The organism is Pseudoalteromonas sp. SCQQ13, from assembly GCF_015864415.1.
In the GTDB taxonomy this organism is placed as follows: Bacteria; Pseudomonadota; Gammaproteobacteria; order Enterobacterales; family Alteromonadaceae; genus Pseudoalteromonas; species Pseudoalteromonas nigrifaciens.
In genome coordinates, this window is sequence record NZ_JADYXG010000003.1 from 28,036 (window position 1) to 49,238 (window position 21,203).

The 21,203-nt window shown below is 40.6% G+C and carries 22 protein-coding genes; 5 read left to right on the forward strand and 17 right to left on the reverse strand.

All coding sequences use genetic code 11. From position 1 onward, the window contains the following. Positions 1-4: 4 nt before the first annotated feature. A complete protein-coding gene (glnB, locus tag I6F41_RS03425) occupies positions 5-343 on the reverse strand; it encodes a nitrogen regulatory protein P-II (protein ID WP_011327621.1) in 339 nt (112 codons plus the stop codon). A gap of 160 nt (positions 344-503) precedes the next feature. Between glnB and I6F41_RS03430 the strand changes: the two genes are divergently transcribed. Then, the gene (locus I6F41_RS03430; protein WP_182683962.1) at positions 504-1,055 is read left to right on the forward strand and encodes a GspH/FimT family pseudopilin; all 552 of its coding nucleotides are present in this window, start codon (positions 504-506) and stop codon (positions 1,053-1,055) included. A 75-nt stretch (positions 1,056-1,130) separates the two neighbouring features. Next, entirely contained in the window at positions 1,131-1,667 is a 537-nt protein-coding gene (locus tag I6F41_RS03435; protein WP_011327619.1) for a GspH/FimT family pseudopilin, read from the forward strand. On the opposite strand, the gene I6F41_RS03440 is transcribed toward I6F41_RS03435, so the two are convergent. From I6F41_RS03440 to murJ, 13 genes are all read right to left on the reverse strand, one after another. Further along, positions 1,668-2,078: a type IV pilin protein gene (locus tag I6F41_RS03440; protein WP_011327618.1), complete on the reverse strand. Its 411-nt coding sequence runs from the start codon at positions 2,076-2,078 to the stop codon at positions 1,668-1,670. Positions 2,079-2,097: 19 nt separating this feature from the next. Further along, positions 2,098-5,268, reverse strand: coding sequence for a pilus assembly protein (locus tag I6F41_RS03445; protein ID WP_182683963.1), 3,171 nt, complete (start codon positions 5,266-5,268; stop codon positions 2,098-2,100). A gap of 1 nt (position 5,269) precedes the next feature. Further along, positions 5,270-5,773 carry a pilus assembly protein PilX gene (locus tag I6F41_RS03450; protein ID WP_086993274.1) on the reverse strand — a complete coding sequence of 168 codons (504 nt, stop codon included), beginning with the start codon at positions 5,771-5,773 and terminating at the stop codon, positions 5,270-5,272. Then, a complete protein-coding gene (locus I6F41_RS03455; RefSeq protein WP_011327615.1) occupies positions 5,761-6,756 on the reverse strand; it encodes a PilW family protein in 996 nt (331 codons plus the stop codon). Before I6F41_RS03455 ends, I6F41_RS03450 begins: the two co-directional genes overlap by 13 nt. A 1-nt stretch (position 6,757) precedes the next feature. Further along, complete coding sequence (pilV, locus tag I6F41_RS03460) at positions 6,758-7,318, reverse strand: type IV pilus modification protein PilV (RefSeq protein WP_182683964.1); 561 nt, start codon at positions 7,316-7,318, stop codon at positions 6,758-6,760. Between the two features lie 142 nt (positions 7,319-7,460). Then, positions 7,461-8,162, reverse strand: a complete 702-nt coding sequence (locus I6F41_RS03465; protein WP_182683965.1) for a LytR/AlgR family response regulator transcription factor — start codon at positions 8,160-8,162, stop codon at positions 7,461-7,463. Continuing rightward, a complete protein-coding gene (locus I6F41_RS03470) occupies positions 8,159-9,193 on the reverse strand; it encodes a sensor histidine kinase (protein WP_179807243.1) in 1,035 nt (344 codons plus the stop codon). The genes I6F41_RS03465 and I6F41_RS03470 overlap by 4 nt, the downstream gene beginning before the upstream one ends. Positions 9,194-9,240: 47 nt before the next feature. Beyond that, entirely contained in the window at positions 9,241-10,170 is a 930-nt protein-coding gene (gene ispH / locus I6F41_RS03475) for a 4-hydroxy-3-methylbut-2-enyl diphosphate reductase (protein WP_086997376.1), read from the reverse strand. Continuing rightward, on the reverse strand, positions 10,170-10,610 hold the full coding sequence (fkpB, locus tag I6F41_RS03480) for an FKBP-type peptidyl-prolyl cis-trans isomerase (RefSeq protein ID WP_011327610.1): 441 nt from the start codon (positions 10,608-10,610) through the stop codon (positions 10,170-10,172). The genes ispH and fkpB overlap by 1 nt, the downstream gene beginning before the upstream one ends. Beyond that, positions 10,607-11,107: a signal peptidase II gene (gene lspA / locus I6F41_RS03485; protein ID WP_011327609.1), complete on the reverse strand. Its 501-nt coding sequence runs from the start codon at positions 11,105-11,107 to the stop codon at positions 10,607-10,609. The genes fkpB and lspA overlap by 4 nt, the downstream gene beginning before the upstream one ends. 10 nt (positions 11,108-11,117) lie before the next feature. Beyond that, positions 11,118-13,946, reverse strand: coding sequence for an isoleucine--tRNA ligase (gene ileS, locus I6F41_RS03490; RefSeq protein ID WP_197107667.1), 2,829 nt, complete (start codon positions 13,944-13,946; stop codon positions 11,118-11,120). 29 nt (positions 13,947-13,975) lie between these two features. Next, positions 13,976-14,902: a bifunctional riboflavin kinase/FAD synthetase gene (gene ribF / locus I6F41_RS03495; RefSeq protein WP_011327607.1), complete on the reverse strand. Its 927-nt coding sequence runs from the start codon at positions 14,900-14,902 to the stop codon at positions 13,976-13,978. 85 nt (positions 14,903-14,987) lie between these two features. Continuing rightward, entirely contained in the window at positions 14,988-16,526 is a 1,539-nt protein-coding gene (gene murJ / locus I6F41_RS03500) for a murein biosynthesis integral membrane protein MurJ (RefSeq protein ID WP_442960620.1), read from the reverse strand. Between the two features lie 295 nt (positions 16,527-16,821). On the opposite strand from murJ, the gene rpsT reads away from it, so the two are divergent. Next, entirely contained in the window at positions 16,822-17,082 is a 261-nt protein-coding gene (gene rpsT, locus I6F41_RS03505; RefSeq protein ID WP_002958225.1) for a 30S ribosomal protein S20, read from the forward strand. Between the two features lie 174 nt (positions 17,083-17,256). Here rpsT and I6F41_RS03510 read toward each other — a convergent pair whose 3' ends face one another. Then, positions 17,257-17,640: a response regulator gene (locus tag I6F41_RS03510; protein WP_011327605.1), complete on the reverse strand. Its 384-nt coding sequence runs from the start codon at positions 17,638-17,640 to the stop codon at positions 17,257-17,259. Between the two features lie 104 nt (positions 17,641-17,744). On the opposite strand from I6F41_RS03510, the gene I6F41_RS03515 reads away from it, so the two are divergent. After that, on the forward strand, positions 17,745-18,194 hold the full coding sequence (locus I6F41_RS03515) for a hypothetical protein (RefSeq protein ID WP_197107669.1): 450 nt from the start codon (positions 17,745-17,747) through the stop codon (positions 18,192-18,194). 100 nt (positions 18,195-18,294) lie between these two features. Further along, complete coding sequence (locus I6F41_RS03520; RefSeq protein ID WP_011327603.1) at positions 18,295-18,540, forward strand: hypothetical protein; 246 nt, start codon at positions 18,295-18,297, stop codon at positions 18,538-18,540. A 202-nt stretch (positions 18,541-18,742) separates the two neighbouring features. On the opposite strand, the gene I6F41_RS03525 is transcribed toward I6F41_RS03520, so the two are convergent. Together I6F41_RS03525 and I6F41_RS03530 are read right to left on the reverse strand one after the other, a co-directional pair. Further along, positions 18,743-20,320 (reverse strand): amidase, encoded by a 1,578-nt coding sequence (locus tag I6F41_RS03525; protein ID WP_197107671.1) that lies wholly within the window; start codon positions 20,318-20,320, stop codon positions 18,743-18,745. Continuing rightward, positions 20,320-21,201, reverse strand: coding sequence for an SDR family oxidoreductase (locus tag I6F41_RS03530; protein WP_197107673.1), 882 nt, complete (start codon positions 21,199-21,201; stop codon positions 20,320-20,322). Before I6F41_RS03530 ends, I6F41_RS03525 begins: the two co-directional genes overlap by 1 nt. Between the last annotated feature and the right edge of the window lie 2 nt (positions 21,202-21,203).

Genomic DNA, 21,203 nt, shown 5'->3' on the forward strand with positions numbered 1-21,203 from the left:
AAGCTTAAATAGCTTCTTCATCTTCCTCTGCAGTACGAATACGCACAACACGCTCAACTTCAGTGACAAATATTTTACCATCACCAATTTTTCCTGTTTGTGCCGTTTTAATTATTACCTCAATTGCACGGTCAACATCATCATCGCCCAGTACAATATCTAATTTAACTTTAGGTAAAAAATCAACCATGTATTCCGCACCACGATACAACTCGGTATGGCCTTTTTGACGCCCAAACCCTTTAACTTCAGTTACTGTCATACCTGTAATGCCTACTTCTGATAGGGCTTCACGCACATCATCAAGCTTAAAAGGTTTAATGATTGCTTCTATTTTTTTCATATTAATTACTTTTTAAAGCTACAGTTGCCTCGATTTTAGACAATCACAAGGCTCATAGCAAACAAAGTGACTGTATTACGGTGATAAAACAATCTGTCATGCTATGATTATGCTAATAAAAATAGCTATACTAAAACAATAAGTAACCTACGGGATCAATATGAAAAAAACACAATACGGATTCACTTTACTAGAGCTGATGGTGACTGTGGCTATTGTAGGCATTATTGCCACCATTGCATTGTGGAACAGTAGCGACATGCTAGAGGAAAACCGCGCCGAGAACTTTCTATTAGAACTAAAACGTAATATTAGTTATGCACGCGCGCAAGCGGCAAGCACCGATGAAATAGTCGTTGTATGTCCTGCTTCTAGCGCTAATGTTGCAAGCAATCAGCCAACTTTAACTTGTCAAAGTCAATGGGGAGCGACGAGTAGTGTTATTTTATTTGTCGATGCTGATCGTGATGGCAACTACAAAAAAGATAATGATAGCCTATTGCGTGTAATGGAGGCCGTTTCTAGAAATGATAAAGTGGAATATAGCGGTAAAGTTAACAGCCTTCGTTTTAACACCAGTGGCCGCATTACCACAAGCCCTGGGGATTTTATATATTGCCCTAATAGCGATAACGAGAATAATAAAGCATTAACTGTATCTCAATCGGGCACTGCCTTTTACGTTGGAGACACCAACCTTAAGTGCAGTTAAAAACAAGCTCCATATTGTTATTTTTTGATTATTTACTAAACTAAAATAATCACCTCTCCATTTAAGGCTTCAGGGATGAAGTTAATAACATATTCAACTAAGCATAATGGTATAACCTTACTTGAGCTAATGGTAACAATTGCTATTGTGGCTATTATTAGCCAGCTTTCTATGTGGTTTTTTCCTGATTTTCTGGCACTAAACCGTGCTGATAATCAAGTAAACTTATTACATCGCAATATAAACTATGCTCGCCTTTACGCCATAGAAAACAGTACATACGTTACTTTATGCGCGTTAAAAAACAATGAATGTCAAGAAGGTGATTGGGAGGAGCAAATATCGTTATTTATCGATAACGATAAATCTACTTCTCTTAATAACGATGAGCTAATGCTAAGCACCTTTGAACACACCCATGAGTTTGATAGCTTAGAGTACCCCCGAGAGGCACTTACTTTTAGGCCCGATGGCTCATTAAACGGTTTTCAAAATGGGACTTTTATATATTGCCCTAATAGCGATAAAGCCAATCTGGAAGGATTGGCTTTATCTGTAAGTCAAACTGGTAGAATTCGTATTAAATCAACTGATAAATGCCAGAAGAAATAGCTACCTTCCCCAACAGTAATCTACATCGCCACTGCCAGTTTTTCCTTTAAGCCCAGTGTCGGTAATCCATATTTCTTTACAATTATTGTCCCCTTTCACCGAGCCTGCAATGGGCTTTGCTGTGATTGTAAAAGTATTTTTATCAACGACTTTAATCGTTAATTCAAAATGCCCATTCTCTGTTTTACTTTGAATCCCTAAATCACTCGCTAATTCTGTATATTCTCTGTTATCTACAAAGTACTGCTCTTGCTTATTAGCTGCATCTAATAATGCAGCAACTGCCTCTGCACGCGAAGCACGCTTCACATACTCTGTATAATTAGGCAATGCAATTGCTGCAAGTATACCGACGATAGCAACTGCTATCATCAGCTCAATTAAGGTAAATCCATGTTGCTTTTTATTCATTTAAACACCCTTAATCATCTTAATTAGATTTGATTTCGTCGTTTTCTTCGCGCTTATAAATGTAAGTTTGCTGGGTTTTAAAACCAAAACCGACAGACTCCTTATTTACTAATTGTATTTTTCCGTCTACTACTTTTAACCCCGGCCCAATAACATCCACTGGTCTCATTGGGTTTTGAGCATCTTTACCTTTTATACCCGGGCCAATTAAATAAAATTGGCTTTCCTGTTTTACATCAACGGTCGGGTTATCGTCACATTTACCATCACCATTGCCATCAGCACACGACGGTCCTTCACCAAAGTACAGTTGCGGGGTATCGGGTACGTCATAACTGGTCAAAAATTTCAGCTCGTCGTATACCTTAGTACCATAAAGTAAGTGAAACGCATACAGTGAGCCTCCACCACCACTAAGTGAACACTGGTTTACTGTTGCTGTATCTGAAGCCGGAGTAAACGAGGTAAAATAAGCCACTCCACCCACAACTGTAGCTGCGGCAAGTGATTTTTCACCGGTTGCTAATTCATACCGCCAACCTTTAACTTTAGCTAAATCAGCCTCTAGTTCAATAAACCCATCTACATCGTCTAATAAATTACCAAATGGGTCGCTATTCATCAGCATTAAATCAGATGCCTTGATTGTTGCTGGTGCCCCTGTTTTAAATGACTTAGTCACTGTATTTTCATCTCGAATCATAAATAACTGATCTTGCTCATTAGTATCAGTCGGTTTAGAGCGATTACCACTACCTATAACTATGGCATCGTAAGGCGTATCTAAGCGCGTGGTAACTACTTCCCCTTTTTTGACGGTAGTTTGAGTCACTTTACTAAACATAGTGCGCGCAACTAATGGCTTGTAAAAAAAGCGCCTATCTTGAGTGGCACTTGTACTACCTAGCTCAGCTAATTTAAAATGACTGAACTCACTAGTATCACTGCCCGGCATATCAATCCGCCAAATATTACCACCTGTATCTGACGCATAAATTCTATCTATATAGCCGTCATAATCAGAGTCGAGTGTGGTTAAATCGGCTGCAATACTGTGCTTGCCTGTAAAGCCATTTTCACCGGGTGTTAATGCCCAAACTTTTTTACCTGTTTTAGCTTCAACAATATAAATACCGCGGCCAGTCTTATCCTCACTACGAATAGCAGCATCTTTATTTGTATCGTAACCAGCACCAAATACAAGCAGAGGCTTATCGCCAAATGCTTTTATGTAGGCTATTTGTGGTTTAGACCAACTTTGAGCAAGTTCAGTAAAGTCACCTTTCCCGCCTTCAATTGGTTTATCCCAGAGTTTTTTCGGAGCATTTGGTGCTGTAATATCTAGTGCATAGTAGTTTTTACCACCACGGCGCATTCCTGCAAAAGCCCATACTTCATCGCCTTTGCTTGCATCTATAATGCCGTCATTTAATCCTTCACCGTTTAAACTTTTATTACTAAAATAAACACTGATTGCTCCATCCATGCCATAAACTTTAGTTTCAGCCTGGTTTTCACGCAGTGGTTTAATAATCTTGTATAATGCAGAGGGAATAAACGCCCAACTCTCACTCACTGTATTTCCTGCGTCTTTAAACATATGTAAAAAGCCAGCATTGGTGCCAATAAGCAAACGAACGTCATCATTACCGTAATCAATTGCTACAGGTTTAGAGTGCAGCGGATCGCCAAAAATATCTTGTCGTTGGTCTTGCTTTGAGCCGTCTCTGTCCTCATCATCAACATCAACCCCAATCGCCCATTTTATGTCATCACTTGCTAAGCTAAGTGTATTATCCGGAGTCGTATTAAGAATATCACTTACCACTGTAGGGCTAAATTTAACAAGCGCTCCTTGGTTCTCGGTATATAGGTTACGGCTTTGGGTATCTAAAGTAGTTAAATGTAAATTAACCCCACCCTGCGCTACTGCATTACCATCAGCAGGCTGATTACTTGGCAGCCAGAACGTTTTTGCATCTTTGCTAATTAAGCCATTATCATCCAGCGCTCCCTTAGCCTTTGAATCAACTATTTGATCACCCGAAACTTTCAACTTTTTTAAATTACCACGCCAGCGCGCACCGGTTTCGGGATAAAACATCGCAAAGTAAATCGCATCGCGGCTACGGGTTTGATCTACGTTGTTACTCGCTACAGAAGGCGATGAAAAGCTGTCGTTCACTTCTCGAATGCGCGAAATTGTATTTTTAAGTGCATCAGACAACTGCGCAGCAGTATTTGCATGCAAATATTGACCACCGCCATAGTCAGCAGTTTCAGTAAGTAAATTTTTACCCGAATTACTCATACCTGTACCAAAGCCAATAGGAAATACACGGCCTATATCAAGTACATTCTTAGTGTTTTTATATAAATCGACTTCCACATCATCAGTACCATGAATTATTTTAGCTAGGGCTGCTAAATAACTATTACTAACAATAGGTGGGTTTTCAGAAAAATAGTCGCGATGAAGATAGTAAATATCATTATTTCTGTTGGAGTCATTACTTGGGTCTCCATCAGTCATTAATATAATATTAATACTGTTATCACATCTAAGTGGCTCCCCCGTAACAGGGACAAACGGCGAATTATAATACCCAGAGGATTCGGCTGTTTTGTCTCGGTCATTTGTATTATTACCGTAATATACTTTTTGGCCTGTTATGTATAAATAAGCTTCCCATAATGTTTCAGTCAAAGGCGTTGCACCGTTTGCAGGTAACTCTTCTATTTTCTCTAGCAAGGATTTTTTGTCGGCCCCTACTCTTGCTAAAACATAACCACCGTTATCCCCATTAAAGCGCATTAAGCCAAATTCAATATCTTCGTTATCATTTACTAATTGTTTAATCGCATTTTGTGCAACTTTCAATCTGCTATCACTGCATGTTGCTTCATAATTATAGTAAGAAGATCTCTTATAGCATTGCTCATTTCGATTGTAGCTGTTTTTACTTTGAAAACAGTCAACTTCGTAATAGCGATTACCACTTCTCATATAGCAAGCGTCACCATCACTCACATCCCAAGCCATACTGCCAGAAGTATCAAAAATCATCATGACTCGAGGCTTTTCTTTTGTTTCAACATTATGATTTACATAAAGCTCAATATCTTCAGCGCTTGCTGACATACTAATAGTTAAAACTATTAGTGAGGCTATGACTGCATTAAACTTCATTTTAAATCCCCTTACCTGTGCTAGCCATTTCTTGGGCTACACCAGTAACTATGGTTAGTTGATGCTTACTTTTTGAGCCATATTCTATAGTGGTAGCTACTTGCACCATATTGCAGGATACTCCTGCGGTAAAATTAAATCGGCGCGGGCATTCTAAATTGAGCGCCCCTTTATTTAAGTTAATCATTTTACTTTGCATGTCATTATGCTTAGCTATTACCATGCCACTCTCATCGCCTGATGCAATGCTGGTTACTTCGTCTGGGGTTAAAAAAAACTGATTGCCTGCCCCCTTATTTGCTTCACCCGAAATCATCCGCTGCACTTCGCCAATCAACTCATTTTCAGCAACTTCACGCTCTTGAGCTGCATTGGTGATTTTAATATCTATAGTGCTACTACTCATTAATGTTACAGCGATGCCTGTTACAGCTATTACCATTATCAATGCTGTAATAAGCACTACACCCCGCTGTTTATTCGGTATATTTTTTAAATGCGCCATAAGTTAGCCCCCACATTATTTAAACGAATAGTGGTAGTAAATACCGTACGTCTGTAATTATCGGTAAATGTTAGCTCTCGTTTATCGCTATCTTCACCCAGTATATATTTTTGATTTTTAATTTTAACTCCAGGATCGGGTTGCAATGCTCTAATCAATAAAAATAATTGTACGGTTAAAATGCCTTTTCGATTTTCCCAATCAGTGGAAGTCATGTCGTTAATGCTGCGGTAAGTATCTACTCGGCTATCATTGGTAGTGTCTAAACCAAATACAAAACGCATGTTTTCAACCCCTTCCATAATAGTCTCTGCTCTTACCTCGTCCGCTACTAAACGCTCTCTCATTAACGCTGGTACAGTCAAGCTTTGATTATTTACTGTATATGTTTGCTCAGTAATATAATAAGTATGATGGCTATAAGGCCATACTGTCGCATTTGTATTTAATGTACTTTGATCAACAACTCCGCGTACAAATTGTGCTTGCTCTTGTTCGGCAATAAAGTAGTTTTGATTTATTTGTGTTTCATTAGTCCCTGCCTCTACCGTAAGCTGATTTCCTTGCAAAAATTTAAGCTGAAGAATATCGGTTTTTTTTATCGGGTTATTAATGCAATTCAGTTCTTTTGTACCATCAGCCGTTTTAGCATATATAGTTCTAAAATTACTGCTGCTGGCTAAATCTGGAAAGCTGCCGTTATTTAAGCCTTCAAAACAATCGTTTGTTGGAGCTGGTAAAGTTGATGTGTTTCCAGCTGTAAATGAATCTTCATAATAGGTTCCCCAAAAACCAATTTGCTCAATATCGCGCTGCATTATATTAATTGCTAAGCGCCCTGACTCTTGTAGTTCGCCTATGGTCATGGTGTCTTTAGTAGTTACTTTCATACCAATATAAGTAAACATAACGCCACCGAGTACTAACCCACCTATAAATAGCGAAATCATTACTTCTATGAGCGTAAAACCTGTTTGTTTCATGCTAGCTCCTCACATAAATATAGCTAGTTAATACCACTAATCGACGCTTTTTATCTGCAGTACCACAGCTAACATCTCCTGTTGCATCACTTGCTTTAAACTCTTGACGACCTTGCCAGGAGATTACTACCTCTAAATTAAATGCTTTACCGCCAGTGCCGGCCACTCCTGCCGGGTTTATACACACAGTCGCATCATCTAATGAGCCGGTATTTTCACGAGCACGAATGGCGCGTTTCCACTGTTCAATATCGAGTAACGCTATTTGCGCCGCAGTGCATGAACCGGAAAAACACGTAGTTGACGACGCTATTGGCGTTTCACTGGTTAATGTTTGTTTATAATGAGTAGCTAACTGAGGACTGTCGTTGGCTCGAATGCGCTGAATAATGTCGTTACCTAAAGCCACAGCGGCGGCGCGCTGCATAGAGTCAAAACTGGCTTGTTTGGCTTTTGCTTGCAGTGCAACGGCGCCTAACAAACCAAAGCTGAGGATGATAAAAGCAATAAGTACTTCTATTAAAGTGAAGCCTTTGCGTCGCTTAATTGGGTGTGAATGCATAATAAAACCAAATAAATATTATCTAATTATAAGTGTATGCAAATAAAATATAGATTCAAGAACTACTAAGACTAACGGTTGATTTTGTTGATAAACGGTTAATAAACACTGTTTTTGCCAAAATAGCTTTATAGTAAATGAGTTAACACAAGGTAGATTTAACTGTTTTTAGCTCGCGGCGACTAACCGCTAACAGCTCTTGGCAATTTTGTAGTTCAATAGCATGGCTACCGCTACTTAGTGAGTGCAGAGCAACCACCTTATTTTTATTTACTAACGTATTGCGGTGTACTCTTAAAACATGTGTGGGATAAAGGGTTTCTAATTGTTTTAAACTTTGCTCTATAAGCGCACTGCCCCCTTTAAATACCATTTTTGTATATTTTTCTTCAGCAGCAAAATAATAAATATACTCCATTTCTATACTTTTTAATGTGCCCGCGAGCTGATACGTAATTTTTGTTGTTTGTTGTTTTTGTATATGTACTTTATTTAAGCGCCCAAGTTGTTCAACTACTTTTTGTAATGATTGCGCCGATACAGGTTTTACTAAATAACCCGCCGCATTTAATTGCAATGCGTCTAGCGCGTGCTCAGGGTGGGCGGTAATAAATACTATGGCGGGTGGAACTGCAAGTTTGTTAAGCTCACTTGCTACCTCCAAGCCATTAATACCCGGCATATCAACATCTAAAAACACTAAGTCAGGCTGGTTTACTTTACTTAACGCAAGTGCTTCTGTGCCATTGCTCGCTTCATTTTGTACAACTATATTTTGAGCCGCCAATAAACGTACTAAACGCGCTCTAGCTAAGGGTTCATCATCAACAATAATTACATTCATAATTGACTCTCAATATGTTTAGGGATCACTACTTTCACTCTAAATACGCCATTTTTATTAGCAATAGTGAGCTGCGCTTTACCCTTGTAATAAATATTAAGTCGTTGGCGAATATTTTCCAGCGCCATGCCGTTACTTGGCCGAGTATTTGTGGTTGCCACGGCTATTGGGTTAGTGACTATAATAGTTAAATAGCCACTTGTAACATGCAGCTCAACTTTAATGACAGCGCCTGTTTCGCTAGGCTCTACGCCATGGCACACGGCATTTTCAATTAAAGGCTGCAAAGTTAAACAGGGAATATTAAGCGCGGGAAGCTCATTGGGTATTTGCCAATCGAGCTTTAAGCGGTTACCAAAACGCCATGCTTCTAGTGCAACATATTGCTTGCTAAGGGTTATTTCGTCCTCTAATGGCACACTTTGCCCTGAGCGCATTGCCGCTTGAGATAAGGCAGCTAAGGCTAAAATAGCCTGCTCAGCTGCGGTTGCATCATGATGGGTAAGCTCTGCAGCGGTATTTAAACTGTTATATAAAAAGTGTGGGCGAATACGTGCTTGTAATGCATCAAGCTCTGCGCGGGCAAGCGCTTTAGTTTGCTGCTCTTTTTCAAAATAAATTAATAAAAACTGGACGAATAAAGCAGTCAGTAAAGCCACTATAATACAATTACGAAGTATGAAATAAATTAGGCTATTTGTATCATCTATATCAAAAGCAAAATGAGAAAATAAAATACTAAAAATGCATGTAGATAATAAAAAAAAGACAAAAAACAAACTTAACTGAAAAGTTTGAGTACGTTTTTGTAAAAAAAATCTACAGAAGTATAAAGAAGAGGTACTGACTAACACTATTAAGTGTAAAAATAAGCTTATTATTCCAAGACGAAGCCAAATATCATCTTCTACATTGGGTGCAAAAGCCAGAACAATAGCAACAACTTGCGATACAACTAACGAGGCAAGTACGCCTCGTTCATTAAAAAGAGCCGAAAAAAGCAACCCATCCACTTGTGGCGATTTGCTCATAACGGCTCCCTTTTAAGCTAATTAATTAGATATATATTTAATTCAGATTAGCGCAGCTCAATAGGAACAGCAAATACAATGTTCTCTTCTTCGCCAGGATTTTCAGTAACTTGATTGCCACCAAGTTCTTTTAAGCGGGTTATAACCTGTTGCACTAACACTTCAGGTGCTGATGCTCCTGCGGTTACCCCAACAGCATTAATACCAGTAAACCATGACTCTTGCACGTTTGTGGCATCGTCAATTAAATAAGCTTTAGTGCCCATTTTATCGGCAAGTTCACGCAAACGATTTGAGTTCGAGCTGTTTTTAGCGCCAACCACTAACAATACGTCTACTTTATCGGCTAAGTCGCGAACGGCATCTTGACGATTTTGCGTTGCATAACAAATATCATCTTTGCGCGGCCCATCAATAGCAGGGAACTTAGCGCGCAGCGCATCAATTACATCAGCAGTATCATCTACCGAGAGCGTTGTTTGACTGCAGTAAAATAAGTTGTCAGCATTTTTTACATTCAACTTAGCTACGTCTTCTACAGTTTCTACCAGGTAAATACCGCCCTCGTCATTGCCATACTGCCCCATGGTGCCCTCAACTTCTGGGTGTCCTTGGTGGCCAATTAAAATACACTCTATGCCTTTGCGGCTCGCACGGGTTACTTCCATATGTACTTTAGTAACCAGTGGGCAGGTCGCATCAAATATTTTTAAGTCACGACGCTTTGCTTCGGTGCGTACCGCTTGCGATACGCCATGCGCACTAAATATAACTATGCTGTCGTCAGGTATCTGATCAAGCTCTTCGACAAATACCGCACCGCGGCTTTTTAAGCCGTCAACCACATAGCGGTTATGCACCACTTCGTGGCGTACGTAAATTGGCTTTTCAAAAATATCTAAAGCGCGCTCAACAATACTAATAGCGCGATCAACCCCTGCGCAAAAGCCTCGTGGGTTGGCTAGTAATATTTCCATTAACCTTGCACCTCAATAATATCTACTTCAAAGGTTAAACGCTGACCCGCTAACGGATGATTAAAATCAATCGTTACCGACTCGCCTTGCACTTCGCGCACTAACCCCGGAAGCTCGGTACCGTCAGGCTGAGTAAACGCTATTATAGCGCCTACTTTAGCTGGGGTTTCTGGGCCAAATTTACTGCGATCAACATAGTAAATGTTATCTGGATTTGGCTGACCAAATGCATCTTCTGGTTCTAGCTCAAAGGTTTTGCTCTCACCTGCGTTTAAGCCTAATAAGCACTTTTCAAAGTTAGCTGTTAAGCTACCATCGCCCATAGTTAATTTAGCAGGCTTGTTATGCACTTTGGTTGAGTCGGCAGCAGAGCCATCTTCTAACTTAATAGAAAAATGAAAAATAACCTGTGAGTTTTCACCAATTACAGCTTGGCTCATGCTTTATGCTCCTTCGGACTTTCGCCTGTAAAGGCGTCAAATAATAATAATGCTGCACCAATACAAATAGCGCAATCTGCAACATTAAATACCGGAAAATGTGAGTTTTTATAAAATACGTGTATAAAGTCAATTACATAACCGTATGCAATACGGTCGTATAAGTTACCAATTGCACCGGCAAGTACCAATGAATAGGCAGCGCATAATACTTTATTAGTTGCTGGCAGGCGTTTTAACCACCACACCAGCAATCCACTAATAGCAATTGCAATAGCACTTAAAAACCAACGTTGCCAACCACCTGCATCACTTAAAAAACTATAAGCTGCACCGTAGTTATGTACATAAGTAATACTAAAAACAGGCAGTAAATTAATCGACTCTTGATAAGCCATACTACTTACAACAAGTGTTTTACTAGCAAAGTCTACTACTAACAGCAGTAGACTTAACCATAGCCACACTAAACCACTTTTTTGGGCTAGTTTGCTCACTAATTAACTCCTAAGCGAATTGACGTTGCTCGCCTTCACCGTCAACATTGCTTACACAGCGTCCACAAATTTCAGGGTGAGCAGGCTCAACACCTACATCAGCGCTATAATGCCAACAACGCTCACACTTTTGTGCGTCGGTTGCAGCAACACTAATATAAAGACCATCAATTTCGGTAGTTTGTGTATCTGCCGGCTGGCTATCAACTTCGGTTACGTTTACTGCTGATGTTAAAAATACAAAACGCAGCTCGTCGCCAAGTGCTAATAATTTAGCTGCGAGCGCTTTGCCTGTATATAAATTAACAGTTGCTTGGAGCGTTGCACCAATCACTTCTTCTTTACGTGCAGCTTCTAATAGGCGGTTTACTTCATCGCGCACTGTTAGAATTTCTAACCAATCATCGTTACTAAATTGGCTGTTAGTAGGAGCTTGTAAGCCTTCGTACCAGGTTGATGTAAATACGTAGTCACTACGCTCACCCGGTAATGCTTCCCAAATTTCTTGAGCAGTAAAGCTCATAATTGGTGCCATCCAACGCGTCATTGCTTCAGCAATATGGTACAGCGCTGTTTGACAAGAACGACGTGCGTGGCTGTCACTCTTAGCTGTGTATTGGCGGTCTTTAATTACGTCTAAATAGAACGAGCCAAGCTCACCGGTACAAAAGTTCATTAGCTTTTGCGTTACTAACAGCATTTGGTAGCTATCGTAGGCAGCTAAAATTTCTGTTTGTAATTGTGCTGCACGGCCAACAATCCACTTATCAAGCTCAACCATATCATTAACAGCTACTTGATCTGTTTTTGGATCAAAACCATTTAGGTTAGCTAATAAGTAACGACTAGTGTTACGAATTCGGCGGTAACGATCTGCTGAGCGGTTAAATATTTCATCCGACACCGTCATTTCTGCGGTGTAATCGGTAGAGGCAACCCACAAGCGTAAAATATCGGCGCCTAGTTTATTCATCACATTTTGTGGTGAAATAACATTACCTAACGACTTAGACATTTTACGACCGTTTTCATCAACGGTAAAACCATGAGTAAGTACTTGGCGGTATGGTGCATGGCCGTTAATAGCGACCGATGTCATCATAGACGACATAAACCAACCACGATGCTGATCAGAACCTTCAAGGTATAAATCGGCAGGACCAGTTAAGTCTTCACGCGCATCAACAACACACGCATGCGATACGCCCGAGTCAAACCATACATCGAGAGTGTCTTGCACTTTCATGTATTGCTTAGCATCTTCTTCACCTAACAGTGTCGCTGGGTCTAAATCGTACCATGCTTGAATACCTGACTTTTCAACCAATTGTGCTGCTTGTTCAATTAACTCTTGCGTATTTGGATGAATAGCACCGGTGTCTTTATCAGCAAACAATGCAATTGGTACACCCCAAGTGCGTTGGCGTGATATACACCAATCTGGACGGCCCTCAACCATGTTTGCAATGCGGCTTTCGCCCCACTCTGGTAACCACTGCGTGTTTTTAATTTCGTTTAATGAGTCTTGACGCAAATTAGCCTGATCCATACTAATAAACCACTGTGGTGTAGCACGGAAAATAATTGGCGTTTTATGACGCCAGCAATGTGGGTAACTATGCGTAATAGCATGGTGATGCATTAATGCGCCATGCTCTTTAAGCACTTCAACAATGCTCGCGTTAGCTTTAAACACATGCTGACCGGCAAATAACTCAGTGTCTGGCAAGTACACACCATTTGCGCCAACCGGGTTAGCCACTTCTAGTTTGTATTCAAGTCCAGCCACGAAATCTTCTTGACCATGCCCTGGAGCCGTATGTACAACACCCGTACCTGAGTCGGTCGTAACATGTTCAGCTACAATTACAGGAACACTAAAGTCATAAAAAGGGTGTGCTACTTGTAAATTTTCAAGTGCCGCACCTTTAACATAACCTAATACATGAAATTGATTAAAACCAAAACGGTCCATTGCATCTTTAACGAGCTCAGAGCCTAATATTAAGCGTTGCTGCTTACCTTCGTCATCAACTTGTACTAGTGCATATTCTAATTCTGCATGTACTGCTACTGCTCGGTTAGCAGGCAGCGTCCACGGAGTGGTAGTCCAAATAACAGTACCAACTTTACCTGCACCTTTATGACCATCAGCTAAATCAAACGCACTTACTACTGCGTCTTGGTCGTTAAAAATAAAGCGTACGTCTATTGCTGGTGATTGCTTATCTTGGTATTCAACTTCGGCTTCGGCTAAAGCAGAACCACAATCGGTACACCAATGCACAGGCTTAGCGCCTTTATGTAAATGGCCTTTTTCAATAATACGACCAAGTACACGAATAGCATTCGCTTCAAAATCAAAGTTCATGGTTAAGTAAGGCTTGTCCCAATCGGCAAATACACCTAAACGTTTAAAGTCGACCTTTTGACCTTCAACTTGCTTTTTAGCGTATGCACGGCACTTTTCGCGAAACTCGCTCGCGGTTACTTTAACGCCTGGCTTGCCAACTTTTTTCTCAACCATTAATTCTATTGGTAAACCATGACAATCCCAACCAGGTACTAATGGCGAGTCAAAGTCAGATAAGGTTTTAGACTTAACAATAATATCTTTTAATATTTTATTTACTGAATGGCCTAAATGGATATCGCCGTTTGCATACGGAGGTCCATCATGCAAAATAAAGGTTTTTTTACCTTTTTTAGCACTGCGAATTTGACCATATAGGTCGTCTTCATACCATGCTTTTAGCATTTTTGGTTCACGTTGTGCCAAATTGCCACGCATTGGAAACGGTGTTTCCGGTAAGTTCAAAGTATGTTTATAGTCGCTCATTAATCCTACATTCCGTATCTATCGGCTACCTAATTTAAACCAAAACACTGCTTAGCGGCGGCAACGTCAGTTGCTATTTGCGCCGTTAATTGTGTTAATGTCTCGAATTTTTTCTCATCGCGGAGTTTTTTAATCAACTCCACATGCATAAATTGTCCATAAATGTCTTGTGCAAAATCAAAAAGATGAACTTCTAATAAGGCACGAGTTCCATTAAAGGTGGGCTTATTGCCTATATTGGCAACCCCATAAACTTGTTTCCCTGCTATGGTTGCTTGCACAGCAAACACCCCATTTACCGGGCAAACTTGACGTTTAAGCGCTATATTTGCGGTTCTAAAACCCAGCTCTCGGCCACGTTTCCAACCATGTATAACACGCCCCGAAATGGCATAGTTGTGACCAAGCATTACCTTTGCAGTGCTTAAATCACCAGCGGCAAGCGCTTCACGAATTAAAGTACTGCTTACTCTAGCATTTAATTGGCGAAAACTCGCGGTGCTTTTAACATCCATGCTCGCTTGTTTGCCCATACTTACTAGTAAGTCAAAATTACCTTGTCGCTGCTTGCCAAATCTAAAATCATCACCAACCGTTAATGCTTTAACGCCTAGCTTTTTAATTAAAATATCACTAACAAATTGCTCTGCATGCATATTTGCAAATTGCTGATTAAAGCTAATACAAATAACTCGTTCAATACCTAACTCGCTGAGCAATAGCAGTTTATCTCGTAAGCGAGTTAAACGCGCTGGCGCATTACTTTTAGCAAAAAACTCTTGTGGTTGAGGCTCAAACAACATTACCGTACTAGGTAAATTATTTGCTTTAGCATCAATAAGTAAGCCTTTTAATACTTCAGCATGACCTAAGTGAACACCATCAAAATTACCAATAGTAAGCACACAACCAAAATGTTGTGAGCGAATATTGTGTATACCTCTAATTAACTCCATGCCACCCAATGCCTTTTTAAGCGAGTTATTAATTCACAACTCAAAATTGAATGAAGTTGCAGAGTTGCCGATTATAATCTTTTTTTTAGTTCGATTCAGTAATTGCTACACTTTTTATCGTATTTAGTCGCACACCCATCAAAAATAACAGCGTAAAGTAACTTAACCCTGCAATTGCTAGCAACACTAGGAGTAAAATAACCTGTTCGCCAAAGTGCCAAGTCGTCCAACTATACTGCTCGCTGGTAAACCAAACCAGTAACCCCATAACAATACTTGCAACAAAGCATTTAAGGGTAAAATATAAGCTCATTGACGAAAACTGATACACATTTTCTTTTTTAAGCTGCCTGTAAAGCAAAAATGCATTACAACTTGCCGACATTGAAGTAGCTAATGCCAATCCTAAATAGCCAATAAAAGGCGCAAGCATTATATTAAACACCATATTAAGTACCAAGGTAATAATACCAATGCGCACTGGGGTTTTAGTATCTTGGCGGGCGTAAAATCCAGGGGCTAATACCTTTATTAGCATAAAGCTGACTAAACCAACCGAATAAGCCATTACCCCTAAGCTCACCGCTTTAACATGATCAATCCCCGCTTCTTTAAATGCACCATGATCAAACAACACAGTAATAATAAGTGGGCTAATAATCATTAACCCTATCATAGCAGGCAGGCCCAAAAATATTACAAAACGCACCCCCCAATCTAAGGTATGCTGAAAATCGCTGCTTTTTTTACTACTGTGTAATTTTGACAGTGCCGGTAAAATAACCGTTGCTATACCAATACCAAATAATCCCAGCGGAAACTCTATTAAACGGTCTGAGTAATATAACCAAGCAATTGAGCCGGTCATGAGTAATGAAGCAATAACGGTATCGAGCAATAAGTTTATTTGGCTAATAGAGACCCCAAACAAAGCAGGCAGCATTAATTTACGTACTTTTTTTACATTTTCGTCTTGCCAAGCCCAGCGCGGCCGCGCCAACATTTTTGCCCGATATAAAAAAGGCAACTGAAACAGTAATTGCACCACACCACCAATAAATACACCGATAGCTAATGCATATGCACCTACCGAAAATTGGTCATGTAAAAAAATAGCACACAAAATAATAGATATATTTAATAACACTGGGGTAAACGCAGCCACAGCAAAGCGGTTATATACATTCATAACCGCCCCACTTAGCGCCACAAGGCTTACAAAAAACAAATACGGAAATGTCAGCTTTAATAATGCACTGGCAAGTTCAAACTTTTCGCCATCAGGGCCACCTTGCCACCAATCTATAAACCAACCTGTGCCAAATAGTGCAGCAATAACCGGAGACGCAACCACACCTACAATTGTCACTATTAATAAAATAGTGCCTAAGGTTCCTGCTGCTTGCGCAACAAAAAGTTTAACCTTGTCGTCGCCTTGCTGCTCTTTTATTTCGCTTAATACAGGTACAAATGCTTGAGCAAACGCACCTTCTGCAAATAAACGACGTAAAAAGTTAGGAATTCGATTAGCAAACAAAAAAACATCGGCCGCAGCACCGGCTCCCAGGAGGTTTGCAACAACCGCATCGCGAACTAACCCTAAAATACGCGATATCATTGTCATACAACTAACAATCATACCGGAGCGAAATAAACCTTTTGACACCGCAAACCCACACTAAAAATCATTAAGATAAGTAATTATGCCATAGTCTTTTTTATAAATCGCTTTAAAGCACTAGGCTGAATCCTCATGCTTTGTTACAATGTCGATATTAACTGCTAGAGCGGCAAATTGATGTTCGTTATAAGGAGCAGTTTTTCTTGGATTGTCAAAATTAAATTGACATTCATGATAAAAACAGGCATATTCCACGGCCTTTAATTTAAGCTTTATTTAAGATTGTTAGGAGCAAACCTTGGCTAACATCAAGTCTGCAAAAAAACGCGCTATTACAAGCGAAAAAAACCGTCAGCACAACGCAAGTCGTCGTTCAATGATGCGTACTTACTTCAAAAAAGTAATCGTAGCTATTGAAGCTGGTGATAAAGAAGCTGCACAGCAAGCTTTTTCTGTTGCTACACCTATCCTAGACCGTTACGCAACTAAGGGTCTAATTCACAAAAACAAAGCTGCTCGTCATAAGAGCCGCATAGCTGCTAAAATTAAAGCACTATAATTTGTTTTTGCAAGAATATAAAAACCGGCCTTGGCCGGTTTTTTTTTGCTTAATATTTAATACTTATAGCGTTAAACAGGTATGTAGCCAATTCACACAGCACCATCATCACATATTCTTATTTAGGGCAGTTGCGCTTAAATAAGCGCTTTTAATAAAATGGCGCGTAAGTTATTAAACCCCTTCTAGCTCGGGATAAAACTTTTTCAGCATAGCTGCTATTTTTTTAGGAGAGAAAGGCTTTACCACAAAACCTTTAGCCCCTTTATCAATTGCATCTTTTACATTTTCAACCCCTGAGTGCGCCGACACCATAACCACGTTTGTTTCTGGGTTCAGTTGATTAATTTGCTCAATTAACTCTTTACCATCGCCATCAGGTAACTCTATATCTAAAAAAATCATGTTATAATTTGCAGCACGACACTCATTAATACATTGTGCGGCAGTTGATGCTTCTTTTACGTTTTCTATGCCTAAATGCATCAATGTTTGGCTTAAAAAGCTGCGCACAGTACTAACGTCATCAACGATTAAAATTGCAAGCTGCGTGTTCATATTTGATCCTTATAGGCTAAAAGCAATGTTTGCAAATGCTATCATTTGCTTTAAATACAATTATTTATTATAGAGAACTACACCAAAAAGGCCAGATTTGCTTTATGTCTACAAATACAAAAAAACAATCATTACTAGGTAAAGCACCTAGAAGTACAAAAACAACAAAAAACAAGCAAAACCGCAGTACGACTACAAAGCCTAATAATATTAAACAAAGTGCTAATACAAGCGCTAACAATAAAGCAGCGCAAAAGTCTAAAAGCAGCTTGCTGGCCACGCTTGGACTATTACTATTTATAATAATTATAATCCCTAAGCCTACACTGCTTAGTTATCATAAATTAGGTATGGTGAGTAATAGCATTTATTGGCCTGGGGTATTTGGTTACGGCGCAACGCTCCTCGATTCAAACTTACAGCCACAGCTAGACAGTAAGCGTAAGGCACTTTATTTATGTACTAATACGGTTAACTCAAAAAGCTGTCAAAAATATAAAGTAATTGCCGATAATGGAATTATTGCGGCAATAAAAGCTTACTTTCAGCATTAAAAAAACTAATCTGAAAATTTAAAATTACTTGGTTGAAAGGTGTGCAAAAGATCAACATAATGGCGCTCCTTTTTTCAACAAATGAACTATTGAAACTACCATGCTGAACGAGCTAGATTGGCTTTTAAACACGATATTACTTGCACTAGGTTTAGGTGCATTCTTTATTAACCAACTCACATTACTGCGTATTGCCGCGGTTAGTGCCTGTGGTTTGCTATTTTTATCATTTAGCTTAGATCTTATGTCGTCGAGTATTGTTTCGAATATGAGTTTGGTGTTAATCAATACATTTTATTTGTTTAAAGTTTATACTTTTGGGCAATTTACTGTAACCCAAAATTAAGCACTTCTCCTTAGAATATTTTATAGCCCAGCTTAGCTGGGCTTTTTTTTGCCTAATATTTAACAACCAAGCTGATTGCAGCTACTGCTAACTCATTACGATAGTTAACTGCAACTGAATTAATGCCGTATAGTTACTACTTTACAACTAAAAAAGAGCCTAGTTGGCTCTTTTGCTGCTTAGCATCTCTATATTTTGTGCCTTAGCTTAATATAGGCGGCCTTTTATCTGCCCACGGAGCGGCTTGCTCTAATTGCGCGGCCAGCGTAAGCAACTGCGCCTCACTGCCATACGCACCGGCAAACTGCACACCAATTGGCAAGCCATTCTTATTCCAATGCAGTGGCACCGACATTGCTGGTAAACCTGTCATATTAAATAACGCTGCAATGGGTGATGCTTTTAATACCTGTTGCACAAATGAGTCGTAGGGTTGATTTAAACTAAGCTCACCAATTTTGGGTGGTGGCGCTGTGGTCACTGGCGTCAAAATAAAGTCGTAGTCGTTAAAAAACACGTCAAAAGCTTGCCCGCCTTGATCAAAGGCACTGCGGGCGGCTAGCATTTGCTGAGCTGTAAATTCTTTAGCCCGCTGCAGGTGTCCCCAAACAATGGCTTCAAATTCGTTTTCGCGTGCTGCACGCCCTATTTTTAATTCTCTAGCTTGTACCGCATTAAGCATACCGCTTGAAGTGGCTATGCCCATGCCGTTAAACATTTGCTCAAGTGGCAAGGTTGGCTGTGCTACTTCAACAATATGGCCTAAACTAGTCAGTAATTTAACGGTTTTATCTAAGGCGTCGCTACAATCTTGATGCACAGGGTAACCAAACGGATGGCTTTGCATTAATGCTATTTTAAGAGGCTTTGGTTTGGCGTTAACCGCAGCTAACATATTATCGTTGGGCAGGGTAACACGCGACCCTGGCTCTGCCCCTTGTGTTAGCTGCAGCAGCAATGCACTGTCGCGCACACTGCGGGTAAGCGCATGATGAACCGATAACCCCATTGAGCTTTCTAAGTTAGTGGGGCCAGATGCCACACGGCCACGGCTTGGTTTGAGCCCAAATAGTCCACAATGCGATGCAGGTATACGAATAGAGCCGCCACCATCGCTACCATGAGCTGCGGGTAAAATTCTCGCGGCAACCGCCACTGCAGAGCCTGCCGAGGAGCCACCACTGCTATAGCGGGTATCCCACGGGTTAAGCGTGTCGCCATGTAAGCTCGACTCACCTGTAGGCGTTTGACCAAACTCAGGGCTGGTAAGCTTAGCCATAATATTTAGTCCCGCAGCTTGATAGCGATTAACTAAGGTTGAATTTTCAGCCACACGGTTATCTTTAAAAAAACGACAACCATTAGTGGTAATAGTACCGGCCATAGTTACGCCTAAATCTTTAAGCGCAAACGGCACTCCCAACAGCGGCGCGCTGGCCATTTTAGCTGTTCGCTGTGCAGTGCTTAATTGGTTTAACTTTTGTGCTTGCTCACGCGCTTGCTCAAAATGATTAACGGCTATCATATTAAGCGCAGCATTTGTTTCAAACCTTGCAATTGCACTGTCGGTTAATTCTAATGGGCTAATATCGCCTTGGCGTAATAAATCCGCCATGGTCGACATATCCCAACTGTCGTAGTCACCAAGCGGCTGTTTAGGAGTGTTAACTGTTGCAGCCGCCGATGCTTGACTTGCAAGTGATAAACCTAGCATAGACGCACCACCAATTGCGCCGCACGCCTGTATAAGTCGTCGTCTATCTAAATCTATCTTAGTCATTATTTACTACCCCATACCTTTTGTGGTACCACAGCTTGGGCATTTAATTGATCAATCACGCCGGCAATTTCATTTACATTTAAGCGTGCGCCTTTATCAATAGTAGGCCCAGTGCGCCAGCCATCACATAATGAGATACGCCCGCCTTGCGTTTCAAATATTTGCCCTGTTACGGTAGATGATGCCTCACTGCCTAACCAAACAACCAGCGGCGCTACATTTTCTGGTGCCCAAGCATCAAAGCTATCATCTTCTGGCTTTTTCACTAGATCAGGCATTGCTGATTCGGTCATTGCGGTGCGTGCTGCCGGTGCCAATGCATTAGCAGTAATACCGTAACGCGCCAATTCCGACGCTTGTACTAAAGTAAGCGTAGCAACACCGCCTTTTGCCGCAGAATAGTTTGCTTGCCCTACCGAGCCTTGTAAGCCTGCGCCCGAGCTGGTGTTTATAATACGTGCAGCTACTGGGTTACCTGCTTTTGACTGATCGCGCCAGCGACGGCTTAAAATATTGGCTAAACAAAAGTGCCCTTTAAGGTGCACTCGCATTACCATATCCCAGGCATCTTCATCTGAATTAACAAACATACCATCGCGCAGTACGCCGGCATTGTTAACTAGCACATGCACTTCGCCAAAAGCGGCAATGGCATCATCTACTATCTGCTGCGCCGTAGCCGTGGTAGTAATATCGCTGCTATTAGCAATTGCTTTACCGCCGGCAGTAATAATTTCATCAACCACTGCTTTTGCAGCATCAAGACGAATGTCGTTCACTACCACATTGGCGCCTTCTGCGGCAAAGGCAAGTGCATAAGCACGGCCTAATCCACCGCCACTTCCGGTAATAATAACTGTACGCTGTTGGCAAATACCCATAC

Excerpts from the sequence above, each read along its gene's own strand:
- glnB (WP_011327621.1), bottom strand. The coding sequence starts at position 343 with ATGAAAAAAATAGAAGCAATCATTAAACCTTTTAAGCTTGATGATGTG.
- I6F41_RS03430 (WP_182683962.1), top strand. The coding sequence starts at position 504 with ATGAAAAAAACACAATACGGATTCACTTTACTAGAGCTGATGGTGACT.
- I6F41_RS03435 (WP_011327619.1), top strand. The coding sequence starts at position 1,131 with ATGAAGTTAATAACATATTCAACTAAGCATAATGGTATAACCTTACTT.
- I6F41_RS03440 (WP_011327618.1), bottom strand. The coding sequence starts at position 2,078 with ATGAATAAAAAGCAACATGGATTTACCTTAATTGAGCTGATGATAGCA.
- I6F41_RS03445 (WP_182683963.1), bottom strand. The coding sequence starts at position 5,268 with ATGAAGTTTAATGCAGTCATAGCCTCACTAATAGTTTTAACTATTAGT.
- I6F41_RS03450 (WP_086993274.1), bottom strand. The coding sequence starts at position 5,773 with ATGGCGCATTTAAAAAATATACCGAATAAACAGCGGGGTGTAGTGCTT.
- I6F41_RS03455 (WP_011327615.1), bottom strand. The coding sequence starts at position 6,756 with ATGAAACAAACAGGTTTTACGCTCATAGAAGTAATGATTTCGCTATTT.
- pilV (WP_182683964.1), bottom strand. The coding sequence starts at position 7,318 with ATGCATTCACACCCAATTAAGCGACGCAAAGGCTTCACTTTAATAGAA.
- I6F41_RS03465 (WP_182683965.1), bottom strand. The coding sequence starts at position 8,162 with ATGAATGTAATTATTGTTGATGATGAACCCTTAGCTAGAGCGCGTTTA.
- I6F41_RS03470 (WP_179807243.1), bottom strand. The coding sequence starts at position 9,193 with ATGAGCAAATCGCCACAAGTGGATGGGTTGCTTTTTTCGGCTCTTTTT.
- ispH (WP_086997376.1), bottom strand. The coding sequence starts at position 10,170 with ATGGAAATATTACTAGCCAACCCACGAGGCTTTTGCGCAGGGGTTGAT.
- fkpB (WP_011327610.1), bottom strand. The coding sequence starts at position 10,610 with ATGAGCCAAGCTGTAATTGGTGAAAACTCACAGGTTATTTTTCATTTT.
- ileS (WP_197107667.1), bottom strand. The coding sequence starts at position 13,946 with ATGAGCGACTATAAACATACTTTGAACTTACCGGAAACACCGTTTCCA.
- ribF (WP_011327607.1), bottom strand. The coding sequence starts at position 14,902 with ATGGAGTTAATTAGAGGTATACACAATATTCGCTCACAACATTTTGGT.
- murJ (WP_442960620.1), bottom strand. The coding sequence starts at position 16,526 with ATGACAATGATATCGCGTATTTTAGGGTTAGTTCGCGATGCGGTTGTT.
- I6F41_RS03510 (WP_011327605.1), bottom strand. The coding sequence starts at position 17,640 with ATGAACACGCAGCTTGCAATTTTAATCGTTGATGACGTTAGTACTGTG.
- I6F41_RS03515 (WP_197107669.1), top strand. The coding sequence starts at position 17,745 with ATGTCTACAAATACAAAAAAACAATCATTACTAGGTAAAGCACCTAGA.
- I6F41_RS03520 (WP_011327603.1), top strand. The coding sequence starts at position 18,295 with ATGCTGAACGAGCTAGATTGGCTTTTAAACACGATATTACTTGCACTA.
- I6F41_RS03525 (WP_197107671.1), bottom strand. The coding sequence starts at position 20,320 with ATGACTAAGATAGATTTAGATAGACGACGACTTATACAGGCGTGCGGC.
- I6F41_RS03530 (WP_197107673.1), bottom strand. The coding sequence starts at position 21,201 with ATGGGTATTTGCCAACAGCGTACAGTTATTATTACCGGAAGTGGCGGT.